At 28.5% G+C, this 18,415-nt stretch carries 11 protein-coding genes; 1 reads left to right on the forward strand and 10 read right to left on the reverse strand.

What is annotated here, in order from left to right:
- Positions 1–2 precede the first annotated feature (2 nt).
- A complete protein-coding gene (locus SERIO_RS05985) occupies positions 3–875 on the reverse strand; it encodes a hypothetical protein (RefSeq protein WP_047791922.1) in 873 nt (290 codons plus the stop codon).
- A gap of 253 nt (positions 876–1,128) precedes the next feature.
- Here SERIO_RS05985 and SERIO_RS05990 point away from each other — a divergent pair, with 253 nt between their 5' ends.
- Complete coding sequence (locus SERIO_RS05990; RefSeq protein WP_047791923.1) at positions 1,129–1,776, forward strand: MBL fold metallo-hydrolase; 648 nt, start codon at positions 1,129–1,131, stop codon at positions 1,774–1,776.
- A gap of 6 nt (positions 1,777–1,782) precedes the next feature.
- Here SERIO_RS05990 and SERIO_RS05995 read toward each other — a convergent pair whose 3' ends face one another.
- The 9 genes from SERIO_RS05995 to SERIO_RS06035 form a co-directional block, all read right to left on the reverse strand.
- Positions 1,783–3,195: an MATE family efflux transporter gene (locus SERIO_RS05995; RefSeq protein ID WP_047791924.1), complete on the reverse strand. Its 1,413-nt coding sequence runs from the start codon at positions 3,193–3,195 to the stop codon at positions 1,783–1,785.
- 215 nt (positions 3,196–3,410) lie between these two features.
- A complete protein-coding gene (gene rplL, locus SERIO_RS06000) occupies positions 3,411–3,779 on the reverse strand; it encodes a 50S ribosomal protein L7/L12 (protein WP_047791925.1) in 369 nt (122 codons plus the stop codon).
- A 51-nt stretch (positions 3,780–3,830) separates the two neighbouring features.
- On the reverse strand, positions 3,831–4,322 hold the full coding sequence (gene rplJ, locus SERIO_RS06005; RefSeq protein WP_025317883.1) for a 50S ribosomal protein L10: 492 nt from the start codon (positions 4,320–4,322) through the stop codon (positions 3,831–3,833).
- 280 nt (positions 4,323–4,602) lie between these two features.
- On the reverse strand, positions 4,603–5,598 hold the full coding sequence (locus tag SERIO_RS06010) for a hypothetical protein (protein ID WP_047791926.1): 996 nt from the start codon (positions 5,596–5,598) through the stop codon (positions 4,603–4,605).
- A 724-nt stretch (positions 5,599–6,322) separates the two neighbouring features.
- On the reverse strand, positions 6,323–8,632 hold the full coding sequence (locus tag SERIO_RS06015; RefSeq protein WP_047791927.1) for a hypothetical protein: 2,310 nt from the start codon (positions 8,630–8,632) through the stop codon (positions 6,323–6,325).
- A gap of 89 nt (positions 8,633–8,721) precedes the next feature.
- A complete protein-coding gene (locus tag SERIO_RS06020; protein WP_047791928.1) occupies positions 8,722–9,564 on the reverse strand; it encodes a hypothetical protein in 843 nt (280 codons plus the stop codon).
- Between the two features lie 142 nt (positions 9,565–9,706).
- Positions 9,707–13,972 carry an ABC transporter permease gene (locus SERIO_RS06025; RefSeq protein WP_047791929.1) on the reverse strand — a complete coding sequence of 1,422 codons (4,266 nt, stop codon included), beginning with the start codon at positions 13,970–13,972 and terminating at the stop codon, positions 9,707–9,709.
- Positions 13,973–14,093: 121 nt separating this feature from the next.
- Positions 14,094–14,645: a hypothetical protein gene (locus tag SERIO_RS06030; protein ID WP_047791930.1), complete on the reverse strand. Its 552-nt coding sequence runs from the start codon at positions 14,643–14,645 to the stop codon at positions 14,094–14,096.
- Between the two features lie 184 nt (positions 14,646–14,829).
- Entirely contained in the window at positions 14,830–18,330 is a 3,501-nt protein-coding gene (locus SERIO_RS06035) for an ABC transporter permease (protein ID WP_047791931.1), read from the reverse strand.
- Between the last annotated feature and the right edge of the window lie 85 nt (positions 18,331–18,415).

An 18,415-nucleotide genomic window follows, 5' to 3' on the forward strand; every position in this document is an offset into this window, starting at 1 on the left:
ACCTAGCGTGTATTATTATCAATATTGTTTTTATTTTTCTTAATTAAATTGACTTTTTCATTAAAAACCCCAATAGCTGATAATATAATTTCATTTCTATTTTGTAAAATTTGTTTTGAAAAATCTAGTTCATGATCTTTTTGCTCAGTCCGCAACTTTTCGTGATAATCTTTAAATAATCTCTGAATTTCTGCCAATAACATTTCATTATTAATATCTTCTTTTAAAATTTCAAAATCAAAAACAGGAAAAACAGTATTTTTAAATTTTGAATAATTTTCAATTTTATTATTGTAATATGAATATAAAGCATTTTTAACATCATTTAGCAAATTAATTATATTCCTAATGCTCTTAATTTCCATTAAATCTTTTGTCGGTTCTATTAGCGAATCATTTTGAAAAACTGACTGTGTTATTGAATCAAGGGTATTAAATTTGCCTTTTAACTCTTGCAATATTTTTTTTTGAATTAACATTCATTCAATAAAAAATGAATTATGAGATACATGTTCTTTTCGTTGATGCTCAAAAGACTCAAATATTAAAGAAATATCGCTAACTTCTTGAGGCGTTGCATTGGCAAGCATGTTAAAAATACTTGCTTTAAATTTAAAATACTCATTTTTTTCAATAAATACTAAATTTTCTTTTTGGTTAAAAAACTGTACGATTTCATTCGCATTGATGGTACTAATTTGTGACAATTCTTTTAAAAGTCCCATTTTAAAATCAGCAAAAGTTTTGAAAGACTGTTGGTCAAGAATTTCTAACGAAATTAATTCATTTAAAAATAACTTAGTTTCTTCCTCTAACTTAAGTTTTATTTCTTCCAAGATAAATAAGCTGGCAGGGGCTTTGGTGTTGATACTCATATAAACGGTCCTTTCTTTAAATAAAAAATGCCATAAAAATCAAAGACTCTTATGGCATTTTAAATGCTCTATCATTATTTATTAACTTAATTATATAAGAAAAAAGAAAATTAAAAATGAAAAGCAAGCAATTATTTTAAACATTTAATTTGTTTAAATCTTAAGTTTTAATTTATTCTTAATTTTCTAATATTTTTAATAATTATTTTATTTAAAAGTGATATATTAATTATTAAGAAAAGGAGAAAAACTAATGATAAAACAATTTACTGATAAAAATTTAAATAGCCAAAACACTTATGTAGTTTCCAACAATAACAATGCGATTATGATTGATGCTTCTACCAGTGTTGAAGAAGCGATTCAATATATTTTGGATAATAATCTTAATCTTCATGCACTAATTATTACTCATGGCCATTGGGATCATTTAATTGGTATAAACACTTTGCTGACAAAATTTCCGGATGTTAAGGTCTATATTAATGAATGAGATAAAATTTGTTTAACTTCAACAGAGCACAATTTATCGAAATACCGCCAAATTAATTTTACTGTTACTGAACCAATTAATAATTTAATCCCCATTCAGGGTTCGAAAAATATTTGTGAAATTGGTTATGAAATTCAATTAAAACATATTCCGGGGCATACCCCTGGCAGTCAATATATTTTAATTAAAGAGTTACAAACAATTTTTATTGGTGATACTATTTTTAAAGACAAAATTGACTTTCATGATATTCCATATTGTGATATTGAATATTTTAAAAATTCATTAATCCAAATTATGATGCTAGATGATGAACTTCTGGTTTATCCTGGCCACTATGAAAGTTTTTCTTTGAAAGAAGCAATTAAAAATAATGATGAGTTAAATGAGTTTCTACAAGTTAAATAAATTATGCTAAGGTTGTTGGGTAATAATCTCGCCATGTTGTTCATGAGATTCTCCAACAATTTTTTTATTTCAGGGTACAATTTTATATAAAAGATAAGAAGTGATAAAATCAATAATTTTACTTAAACAAGAAATCATCATAATTCATTTAATATCAATGTGAGCTCAGCGTAATAGGGCAAAGGTTACAAAAATATCAACGATTCAGATCAAAAATAAGTCAAAAACACTAACAATTAAGGTATAACCCCCTGAATATAAGAAGTTAAATAAAGGTTGGAGCATATTAATACAAAAATAAGTAAAAGCACTAAAGGCCATAAACCAAGTTGTTAAGTATAATGCTTCAGCAGTTAAATTAGGGAATAGTGTTTTAGGTACTCAAAAGGCACAACTTACAATAATTAACGAGTTAATAAAACTTAACTTTAAAATTTTTGCGGCATTCTCTTTGGCTAAATCCAATTCGCCAGCCCCCAAATTTTTCCCAACATATAAACTAACTAAGGCATTATAACCCCGGAAAGTTGAATAAAAAATTGCAATTGCACTACCAGTAATTTGGGCAGCTGCTACTACACTGGTATCACCATAATAAGAATATAACGAAGTTTGAACCACGATAGAAGCACCAAATAACATGTTACTAATTCATAATGGTAAAAATGCTTTAATATATTTCTTATGCATATCACGACTAATTTTAAAAATATTTAAATTTGGCCGATAAATTGGTTTTTTAATAATTAAATAACCTAAAAAAATTAAACATTCAACTATTCTGGCTACAATTAAACTAATTGCCATCCCAACAATTCCTAGGTTAGGCGAATTATGATATGGCAATGATAATATACACACCAAAAAAGTATTTAAGCATAAAGATGATAAGGCAGTAAAAAATGGGACTTTCACATTACCACAAGTATTCATTGTTAATGACATTACATAAGCAAATCCTAATAAGGGATAATTCCAGGCCGTTAGTTGACTATAATGTGTTCCAATTTCACTCGCTTTTTGATGGTGTTGATCAGTTGTCCCTAAAATTAATCCTAAGATTTCTTTACTAAATAATTCTAAAATAATGATAAACAACACGGAAAAAATTAAAGTATAAAATAATTTAATATTTGTTGTTTCTTGAACCTTATGATCGTCTTTACTTCCTAAATATTGGGCAGTAAAAATATTGCCAGCAGCAATAATAGCAAAAAAGATGTACCATACTAAATCATAAATATTACTAGAAGAAGCAACTCCAGCGACTGTATCAGTATCACCAAATTGACCAACAATAAAATTATTCATTAATCCTAATAATGTTTCAACCAATGCTTGAACACAAATTGGAATCATAAATAACCAGGCATTTCGGTAAAAAACTCAAATTGATTCTGTCGTTTTTTGGCTTTGCATTTTGTCACCTCTTCTTTACTCTTTATTCCATATAAAAAAATATTTTAATGCCCATTAAGTTCCTAGATTAAAATATCGCGATCATTTCTAAAATAAATAAATTTATTAGTATCTTAATATTATCATAAAATTTTGACTTTTCTTGGTTTGAAATTGATTTAGTAAGAAAAAGCAATGGTAATCCCCATTGCTTTTGTTATGGAATAATAATTAAATTATTTTAACTCAATTGTTGCTCCAGCCGCAACTAATTGACCTTTAATTTCTTCTCCTTCTTCAGGTTTAACTTTTGCTTTAATAACAGCTGGTAATTTTTCAACAACTGCTTTGGCATCCATTAATCCTTTTCCTGTTAGTTGCCCAACTAATTTAATAACTGCAACTTTACTTTGTCCAGCGTCAGTTAACACAACATCAACTTCAGTTGGTGCTCCCGTTGCCGCTCCACCATCAGCAGCAGGGGCTGCGATGGTTGCCGCTGCTACTACTCCAAAGTGATCTTCGATTGCTTTTACTAATTCATTTAATTCAGCTAGTTTCATATCTTCTAGCGCTTTAATAATATCGTCTTTTGACATTGCCATAATTTCTAATCCTCCTGTTAATTTGGTATTTTTTAATTTTAAATAATTAAATTATTCGCTACGAGTTTTTGCAATTTCTTTAACTGCAATTGCAAACATTCGTAAGGGGTATAATAAACTTGATGCAAACATTGAAAGTAATTCATCTTTGGTTGGTAGTAATGCAATTTCAGTAATTGCTTTAGTATCCAACACTTTACCTTCATAAATTCCCGCTTTTAATTTTAATGCTGGGTGTTTTTTTGCAAATTTTGCTAAAGTTTTTGCTGCTGCCATCTCTTCACCTGTACCAAAAGCAAATGCATTAGGACCTGTTAAGAATTGATCTAATTCTCCAAATCCTGCTTCTTTAGCCGCCAAGCTTACTAAATTATTTTTATAAACTTTAATGCTAACACTTTTTTCAGTTAATGTTCTTCTTAACTCTGTAAACTCTGCTACTGTTAATTTTTGATATTCAACAATAACCGCTGAATTAGCAGTTTTTAAATTATCAACAATTTCTTTAACAACAGCTGTTTTCTTTTGTAATGCTGGCTTCATTCTTTGCCTCCTATAACTATTAATAAAATAAAAGCAATTAATAATAACTATTAATTGCCAGAAACATTATAAAAATAAACATATAAATATTTAATTACATGTCATAATGCCTCGGCAACATTATTAAGATTATATAAATAATCCGTTGCTGTCTATGGTATTTTAGATGACTATTGGTACAATACCAAGATATATATTATTATATTTAAGAGTTCATGTCAATGAGTTTCTAAGTATTTAAATAAAATTGTATTGCAAAATTATGCAATACAATGGGATTTTAATCTCTTGTTATTTGATCTGATTTTGTTGACCTTTGTTTTTTCTTATTTTCTTTTGCTTTTTCTAAATTTTTTAACTTTTTCTTAACTAATGATTCAACTTTTGCTAGAGTTCGTGTTTTTGATGAACTAGTACTAGGTTTGGGATCAGGTTTCGATGAAGATAACGAGGGATTAACTATTTCTCGTAACCTACCAATCGGATCTGATTTTCTAATTGCTGTTAAATTTAAATTTGCTGCTAAATGATTATATGAACTATCATCAATTATGCTAAGAATTTCACTAGCATTAAGAGCTTGAAGTTCTTTTAATTGGGCTAATAATTTATTATAATATTTAGGATCTGAAGCTCTATTTATTTTTTTACCCAATGATCCTGAAATTGTTGTAGCTTTGTACTCTACCTTTTTTAAAAACAGATCATAAAATTTATTAACTTTTGCAATTGATTCTAAAAATATCGGGTTAATATCTTTTCTTGAGATATTATCTAAGTTTTTTTCAATTTCTTTAAAATATGCGAGAGTTTCTTGTTTGCATTGAAAAATTTCTTCATATTTTTCTTTCTTATAATTTTTATGTTCCTTCTCTTTATTTAATAAATGGGGGTGATTACTTAAACTAATAAAATTTTGCATTAATAATTTTAAAGCAATTACCTGGGGAAATTTTTGGTTATTTTCCCGCATTAAATTTTTAGCTTCCGCCATAAGTTCTTTTACTTCTTCAATTTTCTCTCTTGTTTGTTGCTGCTGTTGGTCAAAACTAAGTGGTTCCTCATTAGCATTTTCTGGTTGCCGATTTGCCACATTAGCACTTGCTTGGGCTAATTGTTGCTCTTCATTTTCAAATTCTTGTTCATATTTTTTAAAAGTTATATTAAATAAAAAACAAAAGAATCATCGAAAATAACTTTTTTTCTTATAAAATTTTAATCTCCGCTTTTGCTTAGAAATTTCTACTTCCGTTCTTTTTTTTCATCAATTAAACATTCAATCAAATCCTTTCTTTAAAAATTAAAAATATATTTGTTTAAATAGCGTTCATAATTTTTGAATAAAAGTTTATGTTCAAACGTTATGTCAAATTTTTTTCTTTTTAAATTCATATTAATTTTTTAAATTAATATTGGAATTTTAATGAAAATTAAATTAATTTCAAAAAAATAAACCATTAAATTTATGTAAAAGAATACTTAAAAAAATAAAAAAGTACCTAAAAAATAATTTTTTAGGTACTTTTAGTACTCAATTTACATATAGTTATTATAAATAATTTTTCAAAAAAACAATAACTAATTTGAAAGTCACACTATATAATCCTTAGAAAAAGAAAACATTTACAAATAATAGTTTTTATGCTAAGATAAAAATGGTTATAAAAAGTGAGAGTTAACCACTCCCATTGTAGTTTTATTTAGTCCTACAAATTTCTGAGGTTAGTAGGACTTTTTTTAATGCCTAATTAATTAGGCTTAAAACTAAAATTATGAACTGCAATGTGGTGGTTATTACCTGGAGAAAAACTAAAAGTTTCCTCACGGTAACCACCCCCATTTCTTTTTGAAGTTATGGAAGTGGTTTTACTCTCACCACTATTTTAACATAACTAATAAATATAAAAGTTACTTTATTTTTTTAAAAATTCTAGTTCAATTAAAATTATTAAAATAAAAAACACATTTAATAAATGTGTTTTTTAAATATTTTTTAAATTTTAATAGTAGCGATTACCGTTATAATATCAAGCAAAATCTGATAATTTATAAGATTGTTGATTTAAATCACCTTGACCAGTGAAGGCATTAATTAGGCGAGCTTCATCATCAAATTCAACAACATAGCTATATTTAACTTGTTCACTATTTGCTAAATAAGTATTGCCATCACCATCATATCCTTTTCAGTCACTGTCATCTCAAGTTCCTCCATTTTGAGGAGCAATATTGTGTTTATCAGCAGGCTTAGGATTTGGATCTGGTGCTCAAGACGGAACTTTTCCAGTGGTTGGGTCAGTATAGCCTAATGGCGAAGTATGATATTCTAATTTAGTTGAAGCATCTTTTGGTCCATAATAGTCTAATTGGTAGCGGACTCCCACAATTTGCCCATCTTTTACTACTTTTCCCAATTTGCTTCCATCAACCCCGGTTCCATCAGCACTAATATATCATTTACGATTTAAGAAAATATTATCAAATCAATCATTAGCCATTGCTTGATCAACATTATTCAATAATTTTCCTAAGTAACCATTTTTTGAATCTAGGGCATTAAGAATAAATTGGTGCATTGCCTCATTATCAGGGTTTGAACCATCACTACCATGGGCTCAAGTATTAATCATGTCAAATAATGAACCTTTAGTATAAGTATTATTACTACTATCTAAACCAAATTCTTTTAATAGCATTTGTCCATAATCACTTTTTGGATCAACATTAGTTAGATTTGCATTATAACCACTGGCTTTTGGTCCATCATTATATACCTTTCTAATATGTTCTACATTTGTGGTATTAACAACAAAGTCCTCTTGGGTTGAATCTCATTGGTAGAACCAACTAGCTAATCCCCCAATTCCTTGTAATAAATTAAATAAATCAAAGCCAGGTTGAGAAAACATCTCTGTAACTGTTCGAAGCAATACCGCAGCATCAGTAGCCATCGTAACATATTTTAAAAGCACATCTTGTAATTTTTTTATTTCTTCATAAATTGCTGTTGGCATCACTTGGTTAAACTTAACAGTATCAAATTTTTGCCCAGTCGCTGCTTCTTCTTTGGCGATTGCTTTTTTAAACCAGTCGCTTAAAATTGCATACCATTTTAAAAAGCGGTTTTTATGATCAGGGTTTGTTAAATCTAAATATTGTTTTTCATTTGCTCCTTGAATTAAATATGACATAATTTCGGGATTAATTTTTTGAAGAATTCCTCCAAGATTTAAATCTTGGGCATCCCCTTTATCATCTTTAAATTTTACTTTTAAATTATTTAAAGTATCTTTACTAAAAATTTGTAATAAGGGAGTACCATCTTTGATAGTATTATTACTCTCAAACCAATCTGAGTATGCTTGAACTGCCATAATTGCCATTGGCGCTGCCAATAAAACTCCCATGGTTGCTTCACCAGCTTCATCAGTTGCTGCTACTGGGAAAATTTTTGTTAATGCTTGAATTGTTGGCATTTCCATACCTGGCCCAAAATTAGCTAACGAACTAATTGCTAAGTTAAAGTATTTAGTTCCGTATAGGTTAAATAAATTAGAGGCCTGGTTAGCAATTTTGCTCCCATAGTTAATTGTTTGCTTACCACCATTAGTTGTGTAACCCAACTGTGAAGTTGTTGGCGAAGTTCCAATAAAATTATTATAAATAATATTAGATGCCCCTGGTTGTCCAGATTGGCTTTGGTAGTATGGCCATCAACCTGAAGTTTTATTAACATAATCTAACACTGAATCAGCTTTTTGTGAAATACTATTAACCATTGCTCCGGTGTCATAAAATGCTCACGCAGTATTGGGATTAACTTCAAAGTCATTATCAGTGGGGCGACCACTTTCAACATTTCACTTGTTGAAATTATTCATTTCAACCATTGTATTCATAATGTCATATTTATTAACTTCACCATTATAATTACTATCCCCAGCTGATCTTGTATTTCATGTCATATTATTTAATTTTTTGTATCCATCAATATAATCTTTAATTTTAACTTCTTGCCCTGATTTAGTCTTAAAGGTTCCGTCTAAATTTGTTCCCACATTATTTAAGAAATATTGTAAAGCAGGAAACGCGTAAGTATTCATATTCTCATGACGAGCGGCAATTAGAATTTTTGCAATGCTACTTGTGTATTTAACTTGGTTACGAATTGTGGGATCAACTTTGTCTAGTTCACTATCAAAATAACTATTATCAACACCCCCACCATTTTTACCACGACAAGCTGTTAATGCTAATGTGGAAGACATTACTAAAGTTGATACTCCTAAAATTGAAATTAATTTTTTCATTATTTTCATCTCCTATCATATGTAAACTAATATTGTTATTAATTATTAAAATAAAGTTTGATAAATTAAATTAATGAAAATAAGATAATCTAGTTAATTAACACCTGGCGGTAGCCATTAATAAACGTATCAGTATTTTTTAACCAAGTATTATATTTTAAATTATTATGCTTAATTTTAAATAGCAATGATTCTTGATCTAAAACTTCTTCGCTTTCTTTGGTTTCTTGTTTTTTCTGGTAAATAAAGAAAGTAAAAATTGCAAATAATTCAATAATACTTTCTAAAAAGAAATCTTGGAGAAAATCTTTAAATTGTAAATTTTGATCGCTAGTTGTAATATAAATATTACATAAGGTTAAAAAACGAATAACAAAAAACCATCCCATAAATTTTTTTACTAAAGTTAGCATTGCATTATTATTAACACGTAACATTAATAAATAAATTAATCCTGTTCCAATTAAAATTCCGCAAGTTATCATAATTATTTTTAAAGTCATTGTTGTTTTTGTAAAGTAAATAAAAAGTTTAAATAAAGTTACACTTAAAATAATCATAAAAATAATACTAAATAATTTATAAAATTCGGCCCCAATATTATGGTATTTATAAACAACAATTGCCGTTGTTAAAAAAATTAAACCTAAAATTAAATTAACTCAAAACATTAGACTAGGATGATAAATTGCTAATATATAAATTAATAATAAATTAAAGGAATAAATAATGATGCCCCCTAAGGCTAGGGATAAGAAAAACTGCATTAAATTATTTTTCTTAGTTTTTTTGAAACTATAGCGAATATTATAAAAAATTGTATAAGAGTGCATCACTAAAATAAAAATAAAAAGCAATCAAAAAAATGATGATTTAAAAATTGTATTTACCACTTCATTAATAAAGACAGTTTTTTCATTAAAGAAATTCATTGAATCACCTGCTTTTTCTTCGTAATTTAATTATATACTTTTCAAAAATACTTGCAATTAGATTAAAATTGAAGTTTAAATCTAAAAATCTTTTTTCCGAAGTAAATTAGTTTAAAAAAATCTAAATAAGATTTATTTAGATTTATATTTCGTTAGCATTAATTTGTTCTTGAATACTCATATGTTTAATTTTATAAGTTGAAATTCAATAAGTCACAGCATAAATAGCAACTATAAAGAAGAATGTAATTGGAATAATTAACCATGGGAACCCTAGGGGAATAATAACTGAACTTGTCATTGAAAAACCATACATTCCTAACTTAACAATTAATCACATAATTCCAACCCCGACTCCCCAAGCAATCGCTACAAATGGTGTGAAAATTCCTAGCGTCAAACTATTAACTTCTCAGTTAGAGTATCCTAATGACTTCATTACCGCTATAAATTTCAAGAAACTATTAACAAATGATTCAGTCATAATATAAATAATAATAATGGCTGCCATAATGGTAATTACCACAAATAAGGCTGAAAGAATTGTTGAAATAACAGCTAATTTTTCAATAACTTGATTTTTAATAATTAGATAATCTGTTTTTCCAATTGCCGCTCCCATTGAACCATTCATAAAATCAATCATTGAATAGGCACTATTTGAAGATGATAAATTATATCGTCCAGTCTGGTCAACTTGATCGGGATATTTACTAAATTTTCCATTAAATCATGATAACGGATTATTTTTTTGATCTTGAGGATATAAATTAGCAGTTGTTGTTGGATAACCAAGAATTTGATTTGCTACCTGTTGATTAATATATGCCCGAGGAATATCATATGATTCTTGTAAACCAATAACATTATAAAATACTTGTTTTTTAGTAACACCAATTTTTAATAGTCCCTGTTTAAATGCTTCGCGATATCAATTTGTCGGAAAACCGGTTGTTAAATCACCAAGTCCATTAATTTCACGGTCATAACGAGAGGCAAACGGATGAATTTTAATATAAGCACCATCATCTTCAACAACTTTTTGGTCGGGGTAAATTGCAGGATCGGGGTTAGTATCTAATAAACCTGGCAATTTTTTACCCGTTGTTTCACTAACACTTGGAGCCATAAATACACCAGTTGGTGGTTTTGGTAATCTTAAAGTAAAATTAGCTAAATTATAGTAATCTTGTGGAGTTCCTGACTGATCACTAAAACCAAAACGGTTAATTGAACTAGAACCAACAGTTAATTTTGTTAAATTCATTTTAAAAGGATCAGTTTGATTATTATTAAAACCACTCGGAGGCTCATAGCTCCAAGCTAATTGATTAACTGGAACACATGTATTAGGAGTATAACAAAATTGCAACGTATTACTTTCGACATTAGCGGGAAAAATATCACCTGGTTTAATACCATATTTTTTTTGGACAACTTCATTAATTACCATCGGAATTAAGGCATCCTTATTTTTATTAATATTTAATGTAGCACTTTCTGCTAATTGGCGTTTTAAACTCTGGTTAGGAAACACAATAGTTTTATTATTAGCATTAATTCCATAAGTAAATAAATCAATATTATTTTTAATTTGTGAATTGAAGCCAGTATATAAATCTTCATCCTGGTGATTATAAGTTGAAGTACCAAAAGTAAAATTAAACTGTTCTTTTGCTAATTCATTTTTTAATCACATATTTTTAATTTTACCAGGTAGCATCCCATCAGTAGCATGCTGCACACAATAAGTTCAACGGTCAATGACATTTGGATCAGTTGGGGTAATTGGTTGTTTCCCAAAAGCCATTGGTAAGGTCGTACATACTAATGTATTGATTTGATTTTCAATATCCCGGTTTTGCCCTGAGCGCTGGTATAGATCATAAAAGGCTCCAATTGATAAACTAGCTCCCTTTCCGGCCATAAAGTTAAATACTATCATATTATTAATATCAATTGCATATTTTCCCGGATTAGTAGCTAACACATCATTGGTTGTTAATCAATTACCACTTTTATAAAAGTATTTTGTAATTAATGAATTATTTTCCAATGGATAGATTGGATCTTGTGAAGCTTGTGGACCATTCCAATCATATAATTGATAACGAGAAAACGGAATATTTCCAACAACATTATTATAACCATACTCATTTTCATAAGCTAAATTCCGATAATAATCATCACTCACCTTATTAATTGAAGTCGGAATTAAAATCGCAAAAGTTAGTGATAAACTAGCAACAAAGAAAGTTAAAAAGAACCACCCAATTTTTTTCAAGGAAATTGCCATAATAATAAAACGGAATTTATTATTAAAATGTTTAAAATGAACGCGGCTAGTAATTTTTTCAATTCATTTGTTAGGATGAATGTTCTTATTTGGATTTAATAAATCTAACGGACTAATTGATAATTGCCGAGCAGCAGTAAAGAAAATTGCACTGACAGTCACGATTAAAATTAAGCCAAAGCAAATTGCTAATGGAATTGGATTAAAAGAAAACACACTTGGGATGACAAAATATTTATTAAAAACTACCATAATAGGATACTGTAACGCGACTCCAATTAATCATCCTAATGGTACTCCGACTAGGGTAACAAAAATTGAATATACTAAATAAGAACCAGCAATATGCATTCCGGTATAACCATTGGCTTTTAAAATTCCATTCTCAACTTTTTCCTGGTTAATAATTTTTTTAATTAAAATAACTAGCGTAAAAATTAAAATTAGTAAGAAAATAACAACTAAAGTAATACTTACCGCACGATAAATTTTAATTGAAGTTCCTAGTAATGAGTAACGAACATAAATTAATTTTGTATCATCACGGTTTAAAATAGGGGCATTTTTATTAGTTGGGGTGTTTAATGATAAATAATCACTTGCCAAATATGTTTTAAAGCGTTCTAAATCAGCTAATTTTTGGTTTGGACCTTGATAAGATAAAAACGCTGTACTATCTTCTTCAATGTCTAGATCAGGAGCAATATTATTTTGCAAACGAAATACTTGTGGTGAAACATATACCACAGAATCTGTTTCTGAATCAGGAAAAACATCAGTATTATAAATTGTTGGATAAATATTGGCCACATCTCCCCCGATGGCCCCCACAAAAAAACCAGTATTTTGTCCAATTGTTAACTGATCTCCTAAACTTAAATTATGGTTTTTAGCATACTGAGGAGTAATAATAACATATACTGAATTAGTTGGATCATTAATATCAAATTTACTATATTTACTAATAATTTTTAATTGCCCATAATCTAATAATTGTTGCCAATTAATAACTTTAAATTTAACATTTGAAGCTAAATCTCAATATTCATATTGCTCACGCATTTGAATTGCAAAATTTGTCGCATCTCCAACTAACTGATAATAACTACTTGTAAAAGCATAAGGTCCATATTCCTTTCCATTCCATAGATTATTTTTAAAATCAGCATTCGTATTTTTTGAATTATAAAAATCATTAACAGTAAAAGTAGCATTATTAATATTGTAGTTAAAACCTGGTTCTGAATTATTAGTAATTGTTGGTGAATAATACATTTTAACTGAATTTAATAATTGCGAATTATCAGTTTTATATAACATACTAAAATTACCATCTAAACCTTTAGCATAGATCTCATTTAAAATATCAGCTTGGTTAGGAATATCTTGAGGGGGAGTTCCTTTACTATAATTAATATCTTTCAACCAAACATTTCCGGTCGTTGGATTAATAAAATCAGCAATTTTTTGACGATTTGCACTATCATCATTAGTAATTCCCACATGGTTAGCATAAGTCACTAATAAATTAATAGTATTTTTTGAAATATCACTCTTGACAAAATTTTCCATAAAATAAGTAATAACATCACTATTAGAAAATTGTTTTGTATTAGGATTATAAAAACTACCAATTAATGATTTACGAAAATTATCATTATCAACATTAAAATTATACAAACCATTATTGGTAAATTTTAAAGGGTTAGTGGGATCATTAATTTCAATACTACTAACTTGTCCACCACTAATAATAATTTTAATATTATCGGGATTAATTTTTTTCAAGGCGTGGTTGTCTCCCAAACCTAAAAAGGGTAAGGTTTTTGTTTCGCCCGCCTTATCCGTAATCATATGGTACTCATTATCAAAAGCAAACCAAGGAGTAATTGTTTCAACATTATGAGTATTTTTTTTCTTACTATTATAATTTAAAAGATAGTCATAGTTAAAAGTTCCTTGCCCCATAAAACGATAAGCATCTGTTAACCGTTCATTGACAATTCAAGAAACAGATAATAACAATGTTGAAAGAATAACTAAAATTACAAATATTAAAATTTGAGTTTTTTCCTTCAACATATTCTTAAATGTTTGTCAAAACAATAACATACATTTTCTCCTTTTCTTTACCAATAGTTATTAGGAAAATAATTCCTACTGGGTGCGAACTTAAACATTTTGGTTTTGTTTAAATATTATACTAATTAATTATATGCTATTTCTTGATAATTTAAAAATAAAAATAACTAAAAATTGCATACCCTATTGTGCCCGTAAAGCTAAGACCACTAAAAGTGATGGCAATTGCTTCGTTAACTCCGGCTTTAATTCCGACAAAAGATGATAAGGTATAATTAAATTTTCAAGGATTATTATCTCCTAATGCTGCTCCTTTTAAGTAAGAACTATACTCAAAAAGACCAGCAAAATTAACCGTAATTAAACTAAATACTATTGCCATTAAAACTGTCCCCCCAATGGCAATTGGTAAATATTCTATTAATGAATCATTATTAAAGTAACTAATAATCCCATAAGTAAGATAACTAAGCAAAGTTAAGAGTCCAAATAAAAATGTTAACAATAAAAATAATGGTTCGGAATGTGACCAGTTGATATGATGATTATCATCAAAATAGTTTTTAATTCACTGTGAATTATTTCAGGAAGTATCTTTTAAAATTGCATTATTTGTTGTTGCAAAGGTAATAATACTAAAAATTAATGTTACAAACACAAAAATAATTGTAAAAGAAAAAACAGAAATTTTAAACTTATTCATTTAAGGTCTCCTTTGTAATTTTAGTTAAGTAATCTTAACCCTTCATTATTGCTAGTTCTTTGATAGTTTTTCTTACCAATATAATAACGAAATCTAGTTTTATTAACAATAGATAAAACCTAAAAAAATAAAAAAATTATTTGTATTTCAAACAAAATTTTAGTGTGAAACAAATAATTTTTAATTACGCAATGGTAATATTTGTTAACCGGTTATTTTTAATTCTTCATAATCCTAAGCTTATTGCGACACCTAAAATAATTAAGATAACGGCAATAGTAATTCCAACTACAGATAAATCAAATGGTAAGCCCAAGAGCATTCCACTTCTTTGGAACAAGACATTAATAATAATTTCTCATGCTAGTTCGGAAACAACATAACTTAATAAATAACCAATTATAACTGCTAATAAATAAAATCCTAGCACCATAAAGACAATTTCACGAACTTTATATCCTAAAACTTTTAAAGTTAGAATAATCCGTTTATTTTCATCTAACACCATACTAATTAGCACCGCCAGAATCAAGGCTACAATAATAACTGTTAAGCTTTCCAAAACTGTTAAGACATCATTAACCGTTTCCATTCCCTTCCCAAAAATTTCCCGTAAGGTGTCAAATGGTCAGATTTTATTGAACCCATTAATTAACTTGGTATTTGCTCTTAATGCTGCGGCCTTCCCAATATCAATTTTAGGAGTTCCCCCACTAGTATCTCATAAAGTAAAATCATAATCATCTTTTAGTGAAAAGGCCGATAAAATTCGATATGGTTGTAATGTTCCTCCGTTATTATCAATCTTTGTCGCAATTGAATTATGATAAGGGATTGTGGGAAACGGAACACCTTTCCCCAATAAATTTATTCACTGGTTCATTACAATTTGTAAAGAATTCTCATTGGTATATAAATTACCAGAACTAATATCAGCATCATCACTACCAATTACTTTAAAATTAACTGGCACATAACCAATCATATTAGTTACACGAACATTAACGGTAATTACATCCCCGGGGTTCACATGCGATGATTCATAAACCCGTTTCGCGAGGACAGTCGGAATTGGTTCGTTAATTGCTTTTTGGGGATCATTACCAACAGGCGTAGAAGAAATTGTATAACCAAAAACCTTATTCTGCACATCTTGTAAACTTAAATGCCGAGATTCAAAATTAAAGTAACTATCACGGAATTCTTGTTGGGATGGTAATCCTACTGCAAACAAATCACTAACGGGGTTATCAGCATTTTTATTATCATAAGGTCCTCACCGTGCTGGTTTTGAAGTATAGGGCATATCAAACTGCGGATTATAAACCATGTAAGGACCAAAATATACTTTTGGATACAATCCTCCAGTCAAACTACTTAGATTTCGGATTGTAATTAAAATTTGACTAATTTCTTTAATTTGGTCAGGAGTTACCCCTTGTTTTTCTAAAATAGCTTGGATTCACGGACTTGATAATAAATTTAGTAAATAATCTCATCCATTAACTTCGGTCCCATTGGCAATCACTTTATAATTAACAATTGCTTTCAAAGTTTCCGAATCTAATAATGGATACTTACCATTTTCAATACTAATTTTACTTTTTGGAGTGGAATCATTTGGATCACCAATAATATTTAAGAAGTCCCCACATACTGAAGGAGCAATCGGATAAGTAGCCGGGGTAGCTAAGGCCGGAAAACATAACAGCGGATTAGGAAAATTAAAAGTCGTTCCATTATTTAAAATTTTTGCCGGATGAAATTTTACTGCTTCATCTTGGGTTGATAACCACTGATAAGTCGTCCCACCTTTTGTTTCAGTAGTAACATCTTCTTGGTCATAACTTGTTATTAAATATGATTTCACATCATCTTTAAAATAGCGGAAAGAATTTTTAACAACATTCTTTGCCATTACGCCTGCGTCAAGCTGGAACATTAATAAAAATGAAGCAAATGTTAAAACAACCATTACCATTATTCATTTTCCTAATGATTTTAGAGCAAAAGTAAACGATAAGTGAATGTTAAAAGATAATCCTAAATGTCAAATTTTTTTATGTTGTTTTTTAACTTTGCGAGTTTTAAAACTTAAATTATTACTTTTTAAATCATAGATTAAATCAAGTGCACTGCGATTTAATAAAATAAAGGCAATTGTAAAAGCCAAAATAATAAAAGCAACGGGGGCAAAAATAATTGCGCTGGTAAAAATTAAGGGGTTAAAATAAAACATTGTTAATGGTAACCCAATTGAATAAATGTTTGAACTAGTAAAGTACATTTGCATTGGAATACTTAATGCTCATCCCAACACACAACCAATAATCATTGTAAAAACAATGTTGCAAGTAAAGATAAAAGCTAATTTATATTTCTGATATCCTAATGCTTTTAAAACACCAATTTGCCGTTTTTGATTCTCAATATCTTTTTTGATAAAGAAACCAATAATAATTGCAATAATAATTGAACAAGCAATCGCAATTGAACCATCAATAATGAAACTAGCATCTGTTAGCATTACCACTTGGCCAGGAAATGAATTCGAAAAACTAGTAATTGTATCATCGGCGGACACAAAATAATTATTTAAAGCGTCACTCAAGAGCTTAATACGACTTGCTCCGGTTAACCCACCACTAATATTAATATAAGCAGTTAAAGTTTCCGAACCGTTTGGAAAAACTGCTTCAATATTTTTAAAATCATTAGCATTCCCATATAATAATGCACCGTTTTTAAAATCAATTGTAGTGCTACTTTGAACAAGGGTTGCCATATTAGCCAAAACCGGATAAATATCACTATATTTAGTTGCTCACCCGTTGACTTTGTAAATCATATTTTCACTACCCGCATTTTGGGAAGATAAGTTTAAATTACCCCCGATTGGAATGCCATTATAATCACCATATTGACGGGAAATATAAATTGAGCCCTGGTCAATTGTTTGAATTAATTTATTTTTATCAGCATCATAAACAGTATTAAAGGGTGCTCGAAAAACATTATCACTTCGCCAACTATCCCCATCATAAAATAACTGAGCAGGATTTTTATAGACCGCCGAGATATTATAATACTGAACTTCACTGTTAATTAAACTTTTAAAAGTAAATAGATAATTTAAAGAGTAGCTAATATCTAATTGAATATCAGGATTATTAATAATTTTATCTAAACCACTGTCATGAGGATGTAAAATAATATAGTTTAGAAAGGCCGCTTGCAAGTTCTCATTATAGTTTTTATGTAAACTTGTAAAAGAAGCTGTTCCAGTAGTTGGGTTTAAATATGGTGGGGAAGTTGTTCAAGTACATAATTGATTATCATTGGTACATTGTAAATTACTTAAATCAGATTTAATTGTATTAAATGTTAACTTATTAGCATCAATTTTACTTTCATCATAAAACTCACTCAAAAATTTTCGGTTGAGTTTATTATATTCTCCCGTTGAAAAAATATTATTATCAATAAATAACCCATCCGCTTTTACCTCATATTGGTATGTGCCACTATAACGAGCTAGATCTTTTACCCCATTTTTAACTTGAAAAACAGAAGAAAATAATGCAGTAAAGGTTAACATTGCTGCAATAACAAAAAATATTAAACCAATAAACTGGGTTATTTTTTTAAGAAAACCCCGGGTTGCTTCACGAAATAAATTCTTCATTTGGTAACTATCTTTCTAAATTATCTTTTGTTTTCCCTAATCTTTATAAATATATTATACTCATTTATCTTAACAAAATAATAAA

Source organism: Spiroplasma eriocheiris (genome assembly GCF_001029265.1).
Classification (GTDB): Bacteria; Bacillota_I; Bacilli_A; order Mycoplasmatales; family Mycoplasmataceae; genus Spiroplasma; species Spiroplasma eriocheiris.